A 15,368-nucleotide genomic window follows, 5' to 3' on the forward strand; every position below is an offset into this window, starting at 1 on the left:
ACATGATGGATGGCGCAAAATTCGACGACGCCCTGACCGGCGAACAGAAAATCCGCAACTTCAACCTCAACTTCGGTCCCCAGCACCCTGCGGCACACGGCGTGTTGCGTCTGGTTCTGGAACTGGATGGTGAGATTGTCGAGCGCGTGGACCCGCATATCGGCCTGCTGCACCGTGGCACCGAGAAGCTGATGGAAAGCCGCACCTACCTGCAGAACCTGCCGTATCTGGACCGCCTCGATTACGTGGCGCCCATGAACCAGGAACATGCGTGGTGTCTGGCGATCGAAAAGCTGACCGGCACCGTGGTGCCCCGTCGTGCCAGCCTGATCCGCGTTCTGTTCTCGGAAATCGGCCGTATTCTGAACCACCTGCTGAACGTGACCACGCAGGCGATGGACGTTGGCGCACTGACCCCGCCGCTGTGGGGCTTTGAAGAGCGCGAGAAGCTGATGATCTTCTACGAGCGGGCTTGCGGTGCGCGTCTTCACGCGAACTACTTCCGCCCCGGTGGTGTGCATCAGGATCTGCCGAACAAGCTGATCGACGATATCGAGGATTGGGCGAAGAACGAATTCCCCCAGTTCATGGAAGATCTGGACGGCCTGCTGACCGAAAACCGCATCTTCAAACAGCGTAACGCCGACATCGGTGTTGTGACTGAAGAAGATATCCTTGAGTGGGGTTTCTCGGGTGTGATGGTGCGCGGCTCTGGCCTTGCATGGGACCTGCGTCGTTCGCAGCCCTATGAGTGCTATGACGAGTTCGAGTTCCAGATCCCCGTCGGCAAGAACGGAGACTGCTACGACCGCTATCTCGTCCGTATGGAAGAGATGCGCCAGTCGATCAGCATCATCCTGCAAGCAGTTGAGAAACTGCGGATGCCGGAAAACCAGGGTGACGTTCTGGCCCGTGGCAAGATGACACCGCCGAAGCGTGGCGAGATGAAGACCTCGATGGAGGCTCTGATCCACCACTTCAAACTGTACACCGAGGGCTTCCATGTGCCTGCGGGTGAAGTTTACGCGGCTGTCGAGGCCCCCAAGGGTGAATTCGGCGTCTACATCAAGTCGGACGGTTCCAACAAACCCTACCGCGCCAAGCTGCGCGCACCGGGCTTCCTGCACCTGCAGGCGATGGACAAGCTGACCCGTGGCCACCAGCTGGCTGACGTGGCGGCGATCATCGGGACCATGGACATCGTGTTCGGCGAGATCGACCGCTAATTTCTTTCGCGCCTGTCCCGGTGGGGCAGGCGACACACTGCTTTTTCGCGGCTGAGCCGATCACGCCGCAAGACCCGTAAGGACCGTAAAGATATGCTTCGCCGTCTGCATCCTGAACAACCCGCAAGCTTTGCGTTCACCCCTGATAACCAGAAGTGGGCCGAAGCGCAGATCCAGAAGTACCCTGAGGGCCGTGCCGCCAGTGCGATCATTCCGCTGTTGTGGCGCGCTCAGGAGCAGCACGGCTGGCTGACCCGTCCGGCGATCGAGCACGTCGCGGACATGCTGGGTATGGCCTACATCCGCGCGCTTGAGGTTGCGACCTTCTACTTCATGTTCCAGCTGCAGCCTGTTGGCAGCGTGGCGCACTTCCAGATTTGTGGCACCACCAGCTGCATGATCATGGGCGCCGAGGATCTGGTTGCGGTCTGCAAAAAGAAAATTGCTGCCAAGGCGCATCAGGTGTCCGAAGACGGCAAATTCAGCTGGGAAGAGGTCGAGTGCCTTGGTGCCTGCACCAACGCGCCCATGGCCCAGATCGGCAAAGACTATTACGAAGACCTGACCCCTGCGGGTCTGGAAAAGATGATCGACGACATGGCGAAGGGCGAGGTTCCTCTGCCCGGTCCGGCGAACGGCCGCTACACCTCGGAGCCCAAGGGCGGCAACACTGCCCTGACCGAAGGCGCGCGTGAGCACGAGTACAACGGCTCGGTCCAACTGGCCCATGACATCGGCGACACTCTGAAGCGTATCGATGGTACCGAAGTGGCCTTCAGCGCACCTTGGCTGGACAAAGCAGCCGATCACGGCTCTCGTTTGGCAGGTGGTCCCTCTTCGCAGGCTGAAGCCGCGGCAGAGGCTCCTGCAGTCAAGCCGGTTGCGGATGACAGCGCAGCAAAGCCCGAGACCGAGATCAGCAAGCCTGTTGCTGAAGAGAACAAAGGCGCTGCGGTTGAAGAGGTTGTAGCAACCGACGAAGACAAGCCCGCAACGCTGGAGGCTGCCCGCGACGGCAAGGCCGATGATCTGAAGATGATCAAAGGCGTTGGTCCCAAGCTGGAGAAAATGCTGAACGGCATGGGTTTCTTCCACTTCGATCAGGTCGCCGCATGGACGGACCGCGAACTGGCTTGGGTTGATCAGAACCTCGAAGGCTTCAAAGGCCGCGCAACCCGTGACGAATGGGTCGCGCAGGCTAAGAAGCTGGCGGCCGGTGAAGAGACCGAGTTTGCAAGCCGTGCCAAGAAGGACGGTCTTTACGACTGATCCACTGTAGCCCTGAACTAGCCAAGGAAGAGACCCTAAGCCGATGACACAGAACACCCACAAGATGGACCGCACCGAAGCGTGCTGGAGCATCGCAGGCGCTTGCGGCATCGCTGTGGCCCTGTTCGTGTGGCTGGTGGTTGGCGCCTCGGTGATTATGGGGTTGGCGTTCGGCGGTTTCGCCGCGCTGGCAGGCGGGCTTTACCTGATGTGGATGCTGGCGCCTGCGGGGCTGGGGATCGGCTTGCAGCCGGTGCCTGTGACCGTGGAGAGCGACAGCGCCGCGCGGGGCTAAGAAATTTGCCCCGCTGCGGGGCAGGGACGACAGGGGCCGGATGGCCTCGACGAATGGAGATAGAACAAAGCTAATGGGTACTTCGGACCAGAACTCAGCCCGGCAAGGCCGCATGTTGGCGATTGTGATCGCCTGCACCGTGGCATTGTGGATGGGCGCGCAGGTTCTGGGTCGGGCGATTGGCCTGCCGGGGCGCTATGCTTTGCTCTTCGATTTCGCTGCAATCGCGGCCTTTATCTGGGTCATGGTTGTGGCATTGCGGATCTGGCGCAATCAGCGTCACGACAACGAAAGGTGATCTTCTCATGCTGAAGGATCAGGATCGGATCTTTACCAACATCTACGGGATGCAAGACCGTAGTCTGAAGGGCGCGATGAAGCGTGGCCACTGGGATAAAACTGCGGATCTGATCGCGCTGGGTCGGGATGAGATCATCGAACGCATGAAGGCCTCTGGTCTGCGCGGTCGTGGCGGTGCGGGCTTCCCCACCGGTCTGAAGTGGTCGTTCATGCCCAAGCAGAGCGATGGCCGCCCCTCGTATCTGGTGATCAACGCCGACGAATCCGAGCCCGGCACCTGTAAAGACCGCGAGATCATGCGTCATGATCCGCACACCCTGATTGAGGGTGCGCTGATTGCGTCGTTCGCGATGAATGCGAACACCTGCTACATCTACATCCGTGGCGAATACATCCGCGAGCGTGAAGCCCTGCAGAACGCCATCGACGAATGCTATGACGCGGGCCTGCTGGGTAAGAATGCTGCCAAGTCGGGCTTTGATTTCGATCTCTACCTGCACCACGGCGCGGGCGCCTACATCTGCGGCGAAGAGACTGCGTTGATCGAAAGCCTTGAAGGCAAAAAGGGCATGCCCCGTATGAAGCCGCCGTTCCCTGCGATGGCTGGTCTGTACGGTTGCCCGACCACCGTGAACAACGTGGAATCGATCGCAGTGGTGCCCACCATCCTGCGTCGCGGCCCTGAATGGTTCGCGGGCTTTGGCCGCCCCAACAACGCGGGCACCAAGCTGTTCGCGATCTCGGGTCACGTGAATAACCCCTGCGTCGTCGAAGAAGAGATGTCGATCTCGTTCGAGGAACTGATCGAAAAGCATTGCGGCGGTATCCGTGGCGGCTGGGACAACCTGCTGGCTGTGATCCCCGGCGGCTCGTCCGTGCCTTGTGTGCGCGGCGAGAAGATGCGCGATGCAATCATGGACTTTGACTACCTGCGCGGCGAACTGGGCTCGGGCCTTGGGACTGCGGCGGTGATCGTCATGGACAAGCAGACCGACATTGTGAAAGCGATTTGGCGTCTGTCCAAGTTCTACAAGCACGAAAGCTGTGGCCAGTGTACGCCGTGCCGTGAAGGCACCGGCTGGATGATGCGCGTGATGGACCGTCTGGTTCGGGGCGAGGCAGAGATCGAAGAGATCGACATGCTGTTCCAAGTGACCAAGCAGGTCGAAGGCCACACCATCTGTGCGCTGGGTGACGCGGCTGCATGGCCGATTCAGGGCCTGATCCGCAACTTCCGCGATGAGATCGAAGATCGTATCAAGGCGCAGAAGTCGGGCAAGATCAGCGCAGCGGTTGCGGCGGAGTAAGTACGGTGCAGCAACCCCTTAACCACCATCTGGCAGAGTTGAACGTCGGTCGCCTTGTTGCGCCCACCGACGATCCGCGCGTGGCCGAGTTCATGGATGCGCTTGACCGCATCAATGGGCTTGGCAAGCGGATGCCCGGCTTTGTCTGGATGATGGAAGGGTCGGGGGAACCCGGTACCGGCAACACGGATGCCAAGATCGGCGGCGATCCTCAGCACGTCAGCAACCTGACGGTTTGGGAAAACGTCGAGACGCTAGAGAACTTTGTCTGGAACACGGTGCATCGCCAGTTCTACGAACGCCGGACTGAATGGTTCGAAATTCTGGGCGAGATGCATTTTGTCATGTGGTGGGTGCCCGAAGGGCATCAGCCGACGCTGGACGAAGCTCTGGAAAAACTGGATCACCTGCGCAAGCACGGCAACAGCGACTTTGCGTTCGACTGGTCGTGGCTAGAGCAGGCGGAACTGTACAAACGCGGGCGCTGCGGCGCCGTCGCGGCGGAGTGAGTGGGATGCGGGTTCTTTCAGCAACGCTTCTGATTGCGGCTCTGGCTGTTTCGGCCTGTGGCAAGCAGCCCTACGAATACGCGGGCTCGAACCACAAGGCGAAGGTCAAGACGGCTCGATCGGATCGGGCGACGATGACTATCCCGACCAAGAAAGTCTCGGACGGTCTGGACGGCGCACGTGCTGCGGCCCAGTTCGAAGCTACCCGTCACTGCCTGAAGTACTTCGGCTCGTCCGATATTATCTGGGCTGTCGGCCCCGAGACTGCGGATGCCGATCTGCCGATCAACGGTGAAGTTGTGACCTTCAGCGGGGTATGCGCTGAATGATCCGGCTGGCGTTCATATCCATGATGATGGCGGGCTCGGCCACCGCGGCAGAGGCATTGGTGCCCTTGTCGCAGGTCAAGGACGTCAACGACGGACTGGTGGCCGTGGCTGTGGCGGATCACATCCGCAACAAGTGCAGCACCATCGAGCCCCGACTGATCGTCGCATGGCGCTATCTGGGCAGCCTTGAAACCCGTGCGCAGCAGCTTGGTTACAGCGACGAAGAGATCGAGGATTTCGTCACCGACAAATCCGAGAAAAAGCGCATCGCCGCTTTGGCCGGTGCCTACATCGTCGCACATGACGCCAAGCCGAATGACAAAGACAGCCTGTGCCGTCTGGGCCGCGAAGAGATCGCGGCCAACTCGGCCGTTGGCAATTTGCTGAGGGAGAAGTGAGCATGCGTTTGCTTTCTGCCATCACGCTGACCCTTGCCCCTGTTGCCGGTTTTGCCGCGCAGGACATCACCAAGGACGAAACCGTGCGCGGCTTTGTCACTACTTCGGTGATTGCGGCGAAGGTCGCGAATGGCTGTGACAAGCTGACCATTTCCTCTGCGGGACTGACCGTCCTGCAGACCGAGGTGTTCGCCTACATCGAAGGGCAGGGCTACGGCGCTGAAGAAGCTGCTGGCCTTCAGGACGAGGCATTCAATCGCGAAATCGGTCGCGCTGCGGATGCGGCGATTTCTGAGCAAGGATTTGACCCCAAGAATGCGCGCGACCTGTGCGCTTTTGGGAAGAAAGAGATGACGAAGGGCAGCGCTGTTGGCTCTGTTCTGGAAAGCAGGTGAGAAGATGACGGAACTTCGCAAGATCATCATTGACGACAAGGAGATCGAGGTCGATCCCGCCATGACCCTTATCCAGGCCTGTGAAGAGGCCGGGGTCGAAATTCCGCGCTTCTGCTACCACGAGCGCCTGTCGATTGCTGGCAACTGCCGCATGTGTCTGGTCGAGGTTGTTGGCGGTCCGCCAAAGCCCGCTGCCAGCTGTGCGATGCAGGTCCGCGATCTGCGTCCTGGCCCCGAAGGCCAGCCGCCCGTGGTGAAAACCAACACGCCCATGGTCAAGAAGGCCCGTGAAGGCGTGATGGAATTCCTGCTGATCAACCACCCGCTGGACTGCCCGATCTGTGATCAGGGCGGCGAGTGTGACCTTCAGGATCAGGCGATGGCCTATGGTGTGGACTTCTCGCGTTACCGCGAGCCCAAGCGCGCCGTGGACAACCTGAACCTTGGCCCGCTTGTGGGCACAGCGATGACCCGCTGCATCAGCTGCACCCGCTGCGTGCGTTTCACCACCGAGGTCGCTGGCATCACCCAGATGGGCCAGACCGGTCGTGGCGAAGATGCAGAGATCACCAGCTACCTGAACCAGACGCTAGATTCGAACCTGCAAGGCAACATCATTGATCTGTGCCCCGTTGGTGCGCTGACCTCCAAGCCTTACTCGTTCACCGCGCGTCCGTGGGAATTGACCAAGACCGAGACCATCGACGTGATGGACGCTCTTGGCTCGAACATCCGTGTGGATACCAAAGGCCGCGAAGTGATGCGGATCATGCCGCGTAACCATGATGGCGTGAACGAAGAGTGGCTGTCGGACAAATCCCGTTTCGTATGGGATGGCCTGCGTCGTCAGCGTCTTGACCGCCCCTACATCCGCGAGAAGGGCAAGCTGCGGCCCGCATCGTGGGCAGAGGCTCTGGCCGCTGTCTCTGGCGCGATGAAGGGCAAGAAAGTTGCCGGTCTGATCGGTGATCTGGTTCCCGTTGAGGCCGCATATGCGCTGAAGCAACTAGTCACCGGTCTGGGTGGCAATGTGGAATGCCGCGTTGACAACGCCCGTCTGCCCATCGGCAATCGTGGCGCCTACGCTGGTACCGCCGCGATCGAAGACATCGACAGCGCCAAAGAAATCCTGCTGGTTGGCACCAACCCCCGCAACGAAGCGCCGGTTCTGAACGCCCGTATCCGTAAGGCATGGGCGGCTGGCACCAATGTGGCGCTGATCGGCGAAGCGGTTGATCTGACCTATGACTACGCGCATCTGGGCACCGACCGCGCGGCTCTGGCGGCTGCGGCCGAGAAGACCGGCAATGGCGGTCTGATCATCGTGGGGCAGGGCGCTCTGTCCGAGGCTGATGGCGAAGCGGTTCTGGCGACCATCCACAAGATGGCGGCAGCGGCTGGCGCGAAGGTTCTGGTTCTGCACACCGCAGCGGCCCGTGTTGGTGCAATGGACATCGGCGCTGTGACCGAAGGCGGCATGAAAGCGGCTCTGGAAGGCGCTGAGGTTGTGTACAACCTTGGTGCGGACGAAGTCGAAATCGACGCCGGTGCCTTTGTGATCTATCAGGGCAGCCACGGCGACCGCGGCGCACACCGTGCGGACGTGATCCTGCCGGGCGCAGCCTATGTGGAAGAGCAGGGCCTGTTCGTGAACACCGAAGGCCGTCCGCAGCTGGCGCTGCGCGCAGCCTTCCCCCCGGGTGAAGCCAAGGAAAACTGGGCGATCCTGCGGGCTCTGTCGGCGGAACTGGGTGCAACCCAGCCTTGGGACACCATCGCACAGCTGCGTCAGGCGCTGGTTGGCGAAGTGCCCCATCTGGCCCGTATCGACGAGGTTATCGAAAACGAGTACGCCGCCCTTGAGGACAAACCTCTGGGCAAAGCGGACATGGGTTTTGTGAACGCGGTCAAGGACTTCTACCTGACCAACCCGATTGCACGTGCTTCGGCGCTGATGGCAGAGCTGTCGGCAAGCGCCAAAGCGCGCCGCGAACAGAAGATCGCCGCAGAATAATGCGCGGCGTTCTCGCCATATCCTGTGGCCTTGCGGCCCTGTCGATGTCGGCCTGCGCTGACACGACCGAGTCGCAGGTCGCCTTTGCACCCGACTATCAGGGGGTTCAGACCCGCCTGCTGGAAGGGGATCTGGTCAGCTTTTTTGTCCAGATGGAAGGCGCCCGAGGCACCGAGGATGTGGCGGACTATGCAGAATGTGCGGCAGCGCAATATACGCTGATCCGCGGATACGGTTTTGCCCGCCATGTGCGGACGAATGTGGACAATATGGGTAGCCAATGGCGAGCAGATGCGGTTTACACCATCTCGCCGGCGCTGCCGCGCGGCACGCGCACGATCGACGCTGAAGTCACCGTGCAGCACTGCGTAGAAAACGGAATACCGACGGTGTGAGGACCCATGGCAGACTTTTTCACCACCCCTTTGGGCGTCTTCGTCATCATCCTAGCTCAGTGCCTTGCGGTGCTTGGCTTCGTGATGGTCTCGCTGCTCTTTCTGGTTTACGGCGACCGTAAAATCTGGGCAGCCGTCCAGATGCGTCGCGGCCCCAACGTTGTGGGGGTCTTCGGCCTACTGCAATCGGTTGCGGATGCTCTGAAGTACGTCACCAAAGAGATCGTCATTCCGGCGGGCTCTGACAAGACCGTCTTCATGATGGCACCCATGACCAGCTTTGTGCTGGCGGTCATCGCGTGGGCCGTTATCCCCTTTGCCGACGGCTGGGTGATCTCGGATATCAACGTGGCGATCCTTTACGTCTTCGCGGTAAGCTCGCTGGAAGTTTATGGCGTGATTATGGGCGGTTGGGCGTCGAACTCGAAGTACCCGTTCCTGGGCTCACTTCGTTCGGCTGCGCAGATGATCTCTTATGAGGTCTCGATCGGCCTGATCATCATCGGCGTGATTATCTCGACCGGCTCAATGAACTTCGGCGATATCGTCGAGGCGCAGGATGGCCGCTTCGGCTTCTTCAGCTGGTACTGGCTGCCGCACCTGCCGATGGTGTTCCTGTTCTTCATCTCGGCGCTTGCGGAAACCAACCGTCCTCCGTTCGACCTTCCCGAAGCGGAATCGGAACTGGTTGCCGGTTATCAGGTGGAATACAGCTCGACCCCGTTCCTGCTGTTCATGGCCGGTGAATATATCGCGATCTTCCTGATGTGTGCGCTGACCTCGCTGCTGTTCTTCGGCGGCTGGCTGTCGCCGATACCCGGTCTGCCCGATGGCGTTCTGTGGATGATCGCGAAGATGGCATTCTTCTTCTTCCTGTTCGCAATGGTAAAGGCGATCACGCCCCGCTACCGCTACGACCAGCTGATGCGCCTGGGTTGGAAAGTGTTCCTGCCGCTGTCGCTGGGTTGGGTGGTTCTGGTGTCCTTCTTTGCCAAGTTCGAACTGTTCTGGGGCGCCTATGCCCGCTGGACTGTCGGCGGCTGAACGGGCCAAGGCGCATTTGATGCGCTGACATAAAGATAATCGGGTGGTCCCCAGTCGGGGACAGCCCAAACCGAACGAAACTTGCCGGCCTGAGCCACAACCCCGATAGGGGAGGTGGCCGGACCTCACGGAGAGAACCATGGCTGACATCGACTATACCCGCGCGGCCAAGTACTTCCTGCTCGCGGACTTTTTCAAAGGGTTCAAACTTGGCATGAAGTATTTCTTCGCGCCCAAGCCCACCGTGAACTATCCCCACGAGAAAGGCCCGCTGTCGCCCCGTTTCCGTGGCGAGCATGCCCTGCGCCGTTATCCCAACGGTGAAGAGCGTTGCATCGCATGTAAACTGTGCGAAGCGATCTGCCCCGCGCAGGCGATTACCATCGACGCCGAGCCCCGCGATGACGGCAGCCGCCGCACCACGCGCTACGACATCGATATGACCAAGTGCATTTACTGCGGCTTCTGTCAGGAAGCTTGCCCCGTGGATGCGATTGTTGAAGGCCCGAACTTCGAGTTCGCCACCGAGACCCGCGAAGAGCTGTTCTACACCAAGGAAAAGCTGCTTGAGAACGGTGCCCGCTGGGAAGCCGAGATCGCACGTAACCTCGAACTGGATGCGCCCTACCGATGAACGAGCTGAAGAATCTTTTCGACCAAATGATGTCGCAGTCTCTGGAGATGGCGAAATCCGTCAATCCGGCGCTGGAGTCGTTTACGCCGAAGGATTTCGAGGCGCTCTGGCCGACCGTCCCCCGCGAGATGATGGAATTTGCCTTTGGCAAGACCATGAACCCCGAGGGGCTGGACAGCAAAACCCGACTGCTGCTGACACTGGCGGGTCTGACCTGTCAGGGCGCCGTGGCCGAGCCGCAAATCCGCCTGACCGTGCGCCATGCGCTTGAGGCAGGTGCAACGAAACAGGAAATCGCCGAGGCCATCGGACAGATGGCGATGTTTGCGGGCATTCCCGCCATGACCAAAGCAGCAACTCTTGCGCAGGAAGTCATGGCAGAGACAAAGGACGAACCGAAATGAGCGTAGCCGTATTCTCATTCTACCTCTTCGCGCTCAGCACCCTTGTGGGCGGGCTTATGACCGTGCTGGGTCGCAACCCTGTACACTCGGTGCTGTGGCTGATCCTGGCATTCATCTCGTCGGCGGGCCTTTTCGTGCTGATGGGCGCGGAATTCGTCGCGATGCTGCTGGTCATCGTTTACGTGGGCGCGGTGGCAGTGCTGTTCCTCTTCGTGGTGATGATGCTGGACGTCGACTTCGCCGAGCTTCGCGCCGGTATGGCGGCCTACCTTCCGGTGGCGCTGCTGATCGCTGTGATCCTGCTGATGCAATTCGCTCTGGCCTTCGGTGCATGGGACGCCAGCGAGATGGCCGAAACCCTGCGCAAAGCGCCCGTTGCTGAAGGCGTTCAGAACACCGCTCAGCTGGGTCAGCTGATCTACGATCGCTTCTTCCTGCTGTTCCAGCTTGCAGGTCTGATCCTGCTGGTCGCAATGATCGGTGCGATCGTTCTGACCCTGCGCCACCGCACTAACGTCAAGCGTCAGAACGTTCTGGCCCAGATGTACCGCGATCCGGCCAAGGCTATGGAACTGCGCGATGTGAAACCGGGGCAGGGTCTCTGACCGTGCCCGAAGTCTGGGGGCTGATGCACAAGTTGATCGCATCCTACGGGATGGGGGGACTTGCAGCCTTCTGGGCGCTCAAGGCGGGGGCCACCTATGGTGTCCTGCGCTGGTGGAAAAACAAAAAGCGTGTGGGCTAAGGCCCGCCGCACCCGAAACAAGAAAGGCTCGCCACAATCGGTGGGCATTACCAAGGACAAGACCCGAGGGACGACATGATTGGTTTGGAACATTACCTGGTGGTCGCGGCGACTTTGTTCGTCATTGGCATCTTCGGCCTCTTCCTGAACCGGAAGAACGTCATCGTTCTGCTGATGTCGATTGAACTGATGCTGCTGGCCGTCAACATCAACATGGTGGCTTTCTCCAGCCATCTTGGCGATCTCGTCGGACAGGTCTTTACCCTCTTCGTCCTGACGGTCGCAGCAGCCGAGGCCGCCATTGGTCTGGCTATCCTGGTCTGCTTCTTCCGTAACCGCGGCACCATCGCCGTGGAAGACGTAAACGTGATGAAAGGCTAAGGGGCCCATGGCATACATCATCCTCTTTGCCCCCCTGATCGGGGCACTTGTCGCCGGCTTCGGCTGGCGCTTCATCGGCGAGACAGTCGCCCAATATTTTGCCACGGCCCTGCTGTTTCTGGCGGCTCTGCTGTCGTGGATCGTGTTCTTCAGCTTTGATGGCACCACCCAGAGCCTGCCGATCCTGACCTGGATCCAGTCGGGCACGCTGGATACCGCCTGGGCGATCCGTCTGGACCGTCTGACCGCGATCATGCTGATCGTGATCACCAGCGTTTCGTCGCTCGTGCACCTCTACAGCTTTGGCTACATGGCGCACGACGAGAACTTCGGTCATCACGAACACTATAAGGCGCGCTTCTTTGCGTACCTGTCGTTCTTTACCTTCGCGATGCTCATGCTGGTCACTGCCGACAACCTCGTGCAGATGTTCTTCGGCTGGGAAGGCGTGGGTCTGGCCTCGTACCTGCTGATCGGCTTCTATTTCCGCAAGCCTTCGGCAAACGCGGCGGCCATGAAAGCCTTCGTTGTGAACCGTGTCGGTGACTTCGGCTTTGCACTGGGTATTTTCGCCCTGTTCATGCTGACCGACAGCATCAACTTCAGCGACATCTTCGCGGCGGCGCCTGCCATCGCGGAAACCAACATCACCTTCCTGTGGCAAGAGTGGAACGCGGCCGAGATTATCGCCCTGCTGCTGTTCATCGGTGCGATGGGTAAATCGGCTCAGCTGATCCTGCACACCTGGCTGCCGGACGCGATGGAAGGCCCGACCCCTGTGTCGGCACTGATCCACGCGGCAACCATGGTGACTGCGGGTGTGTTCTTGGTCTGCCGTATGTCGCCGATCATGGAATTCGCGCCGAACGCCACCACCTTCATCACTGTGCTGGGTGCAACCACCGCATTCTTTGCGGCGACCATTGGTCTGGTTCAGACTGACATCAAGCGCGTCATCGCATACTCGACCTGTTCGCAGTTGGGGTACATGTTCGTGGCAGCCGGTGTTGGTGCATACAGCCCCGCCATGTTCCACCTGTTCACTCACGCGTTCTTCAAGGCGATGCTGTTCCTTGGCGCGGGCTCGGTCATCCACGCGATGCACCACGAGCAGGACATGATGAACTACGGCGGTCTGCGTAAGAAGATCCCGCTGACCTTTGCAGCCATGATCATCGGTACGCTGGCGATCACCGGTGTCGGTATTCCGCTGACCCACTTTGGCTTCGCAGGCTTCCTGTCGAAAGACGCAATCATCGAGAGCGCCTATGCAGGTGGCAACATGTATGCCTTCTGGCTGCTGGTCATCGCTGCTGCGTTCACCTCGTTCTACAGCTGGCGTCTGATCTTCCTGACCTTCTACGGCAAGCCCCGCGGCGACAAGCATGCCCACGAGCATGCGCATGAAAGCCCGATGGTCATGCTGATCCCGCTGGGTGTTCTTAGCCTTGGTGCCATCTTCGCCGGTATGATTTGGTACAACAGCTTCTTCGGTCACGCCGATCAGGTTGGCAAATTCTACGGCATCCCCGTCGCAGAAGCTGCCGGTCACGGCGAAGCCGCAACCCACGGTGCTGCTGGCTCGGACGATATGTCGGGTCACACCGAGGAAACCCACGCGGACGAAGGTCACGCTGCTGCAGTAGAAGAGCATCACGGCGATGCCGCTGCCGAGCATGGCGAAGTTCACGCGGGCTTCATTGGCAAGCCGGGTGAGGGTGCGCTTTACATCAGCCCGTCGAACACTGTGCTGGACGATGCGCACGCGGTTCCGTCGTGGGTCAAAGTCAGCCCCTTCTTTGCGATGCTGGGTGGTCTGCTGATGGCTGTGTGGTTCTATCTGGTGAACCCGTCGCTGCCTGGTCGTCTGGCCGCAAACCAGCGTCCGCTGTACCTGTTCCTGCTGAACAAATGGTACTTCGACGAGATCTACGACTTTGTCTTCGTCCAGCCTTCGAAAGCGATTGGCCGCTTCCTGTGGAAGAAGGGTGACGGCACTGTCATCGACGGCGCTCTGAATGGTCTGGCCATGGGCATCGTACCCTTCTTCACCCGTCTGGCTGGACGCGCTCAGTCTGGCTACATCTTCGGCTATGCCTTCGCCATGGTGCTGGGTATTGCCATCCTGATCACCTGGATGACGCTCACCGGGGGAGCGAACTAATGGATAACCTTCTTTCCATCGTAACCTTCCTGCCGCTGGTGGCCGCCCTTGTTCTGGCGATCTTCTTGCGCGGCAATGACGAGGCGGCTCAGAAAAACGCCAAATGGCTGGCCTTTGTGGCCACCTCGGCAACCTTCCTGATCTCGCTGTTCATTCTGGCCGAGTTTGATGCTGCCAACACCGGCTTCCAGTATGTGGAAGAGCGGGACTGGCTGCTGGGTCTGAAATACAAAGTGGGCGTGGACGGGATCTCGGTTCTGTTCGTCTTGCTGACCACCTTCATGATGCCGCTGGTTATCGCGTGCAGCTGGGACGTAAAAACCCGCGTTAAGGAATACATGATTGCATTCCTCGCGCTGGAGACCCTGATGATCGGGGTGTTCGTCTCGCTGGATCTGGTACTGTTCTACCTGTTCTTCGAAGCCTCGCTGATCCCGATGTTCCTGATCATCGGTATCTGGGGCGGCGCGAACCGCATCTATGCATCGTTCAAGTTTTTCCTCTACACCTTCTTCGGCTCGGTTCTGATGCTGGTGGCGATGGTTGCGATGTATGCGGACGCCGGCACCACCGACATTCCGACCCTGCTGACCCACCAGTTCGCAAGCGAGACCCTGAACGTCTTCGGCTTCCAGATCATTGGCGGCATGCAGACCCTGATGTTCGTGGCCTTCTTCGCCTCGTTCGCGGTGAAAATGCCCATGTGGCCCGTACACACCTGGTTGCCTGACGCACACGTTCAGGCGCCGACTGCAGGTTCGGTTGTTCTGGCGGCGATCCTGCTGAAAATGGGCGGCTACGGCTTCCTGCGCTTCAGCCTGCCGATGTTCCCCATCGGGACCGAGCTGCTGACCCCGCTGGTTCTGTGGATGTCCGCAATCGCGATCGTCTACACCTCGCTGGTGGCGCTGGTTCAGGAAGACATGAAAAAGCTGATCGCCTATTCGTCGGTGGCCCACATGGGTTACGTGACCATGGGTATCTTTGCTGCCAACCAGCAGGGTATCGACGGCGCGATCTTCCAGATGCTCAGCCACGGCTTCATCTCGGGCGCTCTCTTCCTTTGCGTTGGCGTGATCTACGACCGTATGCATACCCGTGACATCGACGCCTACGGCGGTCTGGTGAACCGGATGCCTGCTTACGCGCTAGTGTTCATGCTGTTCACCATGGCGAACGTGGGCCTGCCGGGCACTTCGGGTTTCGTTGGTGAATTCCTGACCCTGATGGGCATCTTCCAGGTCAACACCTGGGTGGCCGCTGTGGCTGCTATGGGCGTGATCTTCTCGGCGGCCTATGCTCTGTGGCTCTACCGCCGTGTGGTTATGGGCGATCTGATCAAAGAAAGCCTGAAGTCCATCACCGATATGACCAAGCGCGAGCGTGCAATCTTTGCTCCGCTGATCTTCATGACCATCCTGCTGGGTGTATACCCCTCGCTGATCACCGACATTATCGGGCCCAGCGTGACGGCTCTGGTTCAACACTACGATACGGCACTGGCTGCGGGGGCAGAGATGTCCCACAACAGCCAAGTGGCCCTTCACTGAGGAGTTAAG

Annotated in this window: 19 protein-coding genes; all 19 read left to right on the plus strand. The window is 59.7% G+C overall.

Features of this window, described 5'->3' with window-relative positions; translation table 11 throughout:
• Positions 1–5: 5 nt before the first annotated feature.
• The 19 genes from CLV74_RS08245 to CLV74_RS08330 all read left to right on the plus strand — a co-directional run bounded on the left by CLV74_RS08245 (position 6) and on the right by CLV74_RS08330 (position 15,359).
• A complete protein-coding gene (locus CLV74_RS08245) occupies positions 6–1,226 on the plus strand; it encodes an NADH-quinone oxidoreductase subunit D (RefSeq protein WP_106263846.1) in 1,221 nt (406 codons plus the stop codon).
• 93 nt (positions 1,227–1,319) lie between these two features.
• Complete coding sequence (locus CLV74_RS08250; RefSeq protein WP_106263752.1) at positions 1,320–2,495, plus strand: NADH-quinone oxidoreductase subunit E; 1,176 nt, start codon at positions 1,320–1,322, stop codon at positions 2,493–2,495.
• A gap of 43 nt (positions 2,496–2,538) precedes the next feature.
• Positions 2,539–2,790 (plus strand): hypothetical protein, encoded by a 252-nt coding sequence (locus tag CLV74_RS08255; protein ID WP_106263753.1) that lies wholly within the window; start codon positions 2,539–2,541, stop codon positions 2,788–2,790.
• 73 nt (positions 2,791–2,863) lie between these two features.
• A complete protein-coding gene (locus CLV74_RS08260; RefSeq protein WP_106263754.1) occupies positions 2,864–3,088 on the plus strand; it encodes a DUF5337 domain-containing protein in 225 nt (74 codons plus the stop codon).
• Positions 3,089–3,095: 7 nt separating this feature from the next.
• Positions 3,096–4,397, plus strand: a complete 1,302-nt coding sequence (gene nuoF, locus CLV74_RS08265; protein WP_106263755.1) for an NADH-quinone oxidoreductase subunit NuoF — start codon at positions 3,096–3,098, stop codon at positions 4,395–4,397.
• A 5-nt stretch (positions 4,398–4,402) separates the two neighbouring features.
• Complete coding sequence (locus CLV74_RS08270) at positions 4,403–4,906, plus strand: DUF3291 domain-containing protein (RefSeq protein ID WP_106263756.1); 504 nt, start codon at positions 4,403–4,405, stop codon at positions 4,904–4,906.
• A gap of 5 nt (positions 4,907–4,911) precedes the next feature.
• The gene (locus CLV74_RS08275) at positions 4,912–5,235 is read left to right on the plus strand and encodes a hypothetical protein (protein ID WP_106263757.1); all 324 of its coding nucleotides are present in this window, start codon (positions 4,912–4,914) and stop codon (positions 5,233–5,235) included.
• Positions 5,232–5,633, plus strand: a complete 402-nt coding sequence (locus CLV74_RS08280; protein WP_106263758.1) for a DUF5333 domain-containing protein — start codon at positions 5,232–5,234, stop codon at positions 5,631–5,633. The genes CLV74_RS08275 and CLV74_RS08280 overlap by 4 nt, the downstream gene beginning before the upstream one ends.
• A 2-nt stretch (positions 5,634–5,635) precedes the next feature.
• The gene (locus CLV74_RS08285; protein WP_106263759.1) at positions 5,636–6,028 is read left to right on the plus strand and encodes a DUF5333 family protein; all 393 of its coding nucleotides are present in this window, start codon (positions 5,636–5,638) and stop codon (positions 6,026–6,028) included.
• A gap of 4 nt (positions 6,029–6,032) precedes the next feature.
• On the plus strand, positions 6,033–8,042 hold the full coding sequence (gene nuoG, locus CLV74_RS08290; RefSeq protein WP_106263847.1) for an NADH-quinone oxidoreductase subunit NuoG: 2,010 nt from the start codon (positions 6,033–6,035) through the stop codon (positions 8,040–8,042).
• Positions 8,043–8,086: 44 nt separating this feature from the next.
• Complete coding sequence (locus CLV74_RS08295) at positions 8,087–8,437, plus strand: hypothetical protein (RefSeq protein WP_106263848.1); 351 nt, start codon at positions 8,087–8,089, stop codon at positions 8,435–8,437.
• A 6-nt stretch (positions 8,438–8,443) separates the two neighbouring features.
• Complete coding sequence (gene nuoH / locus CLV74_RS08300; protein WP_106263760.1) at positions 8,444–9,481, plus strand: NADH-quinone oxidoreductase subunit NuoH; 1,038 nt, start codon at positions 8,444–8,446, stop codon at positions 9,479–9,481.
• 139 nt (positions 9,482–9,620) lie between these two features.
• A complete protein-coding gene (nuoI, locus tag CLV74_RS08305) occupies positions 9,621–10,115 on the plus strand; it encodes an NADH-quinone oxidoreductase subunit NuoI (RefSeq protein ID WP_106263761.1) in 495 nt (164 codons plus the stop codon).
• The gene (locus CLV74_RS08310) at positions 10,112–10,519 is read left to right on the plus strand and encodes a carboxymuconolactone decarboxylase family protein (protein ID WP_106263762.1); all 408 of its coding nucleotides are present in this window, start codon (positions 10,112–10,114) and stop codon (positions 10,517–10,519) included. The genes nuoI and CLV74_RS08310 overlap by 4 nt, the downstream gene beginning before the upstream one ends.
• Positions 10,516–11,124, plus strand: a complete 609-nt coding sequence (locus CLV74_RS08315) for an NADH-quinone oxidoreductase subunit J (RefSeq protein WP_106263763.1) — start codon at positions 10,516–10,518, stop codon at positions 11,122–11,124. The genes CLV74_RS08310 and CLV74_RS08315 overlap by 4 nt, the downstream gene beginning before the upstream one ends.
• 2 nt (positions 11,125–11,126) lie before the next feature.
• The gene (locus tag CLV74_RS22780) at positions 11,127–11,264 is read left to right on the plus strand and encodes a hypothetical protein (protein ID WP_170108007.1); all 138 of its coding nucleotides are present in this window, start codon (positions 11,127–11,129) and stop codon (positions 11,262–11,264) included.
• A gap of 75 nt (positions 11,265–11,339) precedes the next feature.
• Positions 11,340–11,645 (plus strand): NADH-quinone oxidoreductase subunit NuoK, encoded by a 306-nt coding sequence (gene nuoK, locus CLV74_RS08320; RefSeq protein WP_106263764.1) that lies wholly within the window; start codon positions 11,340–11,342, stop codon positions 11,643–11,645.
• A gap of 7 nt (positions 11,646–11,652) precedes the next feature.
• Complete coding sequence (nuoL, locus tag CLV74_RS08325) at positions 11,653–13,809, plus strand: NADH-quinone oxidoreductase subunit L (RefSeq protein WP_106263765.1); 2,157 nt, start codon at positions 11,653–11,655, stop codon at positions 13,807–13,809.
• Positions 13,809–15,359 (plus strand): NADH-quinone oxidoreductase subunit M, encoded by a 1,551-nt coding sequence (locus CLV74_RS08330; protein WP_106263766.1) that lies wholly within the window; start codon positions 13,809–13,811, stop codon positions 15,357–15,359. The genes nuoL and CLV74_RS08330 overlap by 1 nt, the downstream gene beginning before the upstream one ends.
• Positions 15,360–15,368 lie beyond the last annotated feature (9 nt).

It is taken from the genome of Donghicola tyrosinivorans, from assembly GCF_003003355.1.
Taxonomy (GTDB): domain Bacteria; phylum Pseudomonadota; class Alphaproteobacteria; order Rhodobacterales; family Rhodobacteraceae; genus Donghicola; species Donghicola tyrosinivorans.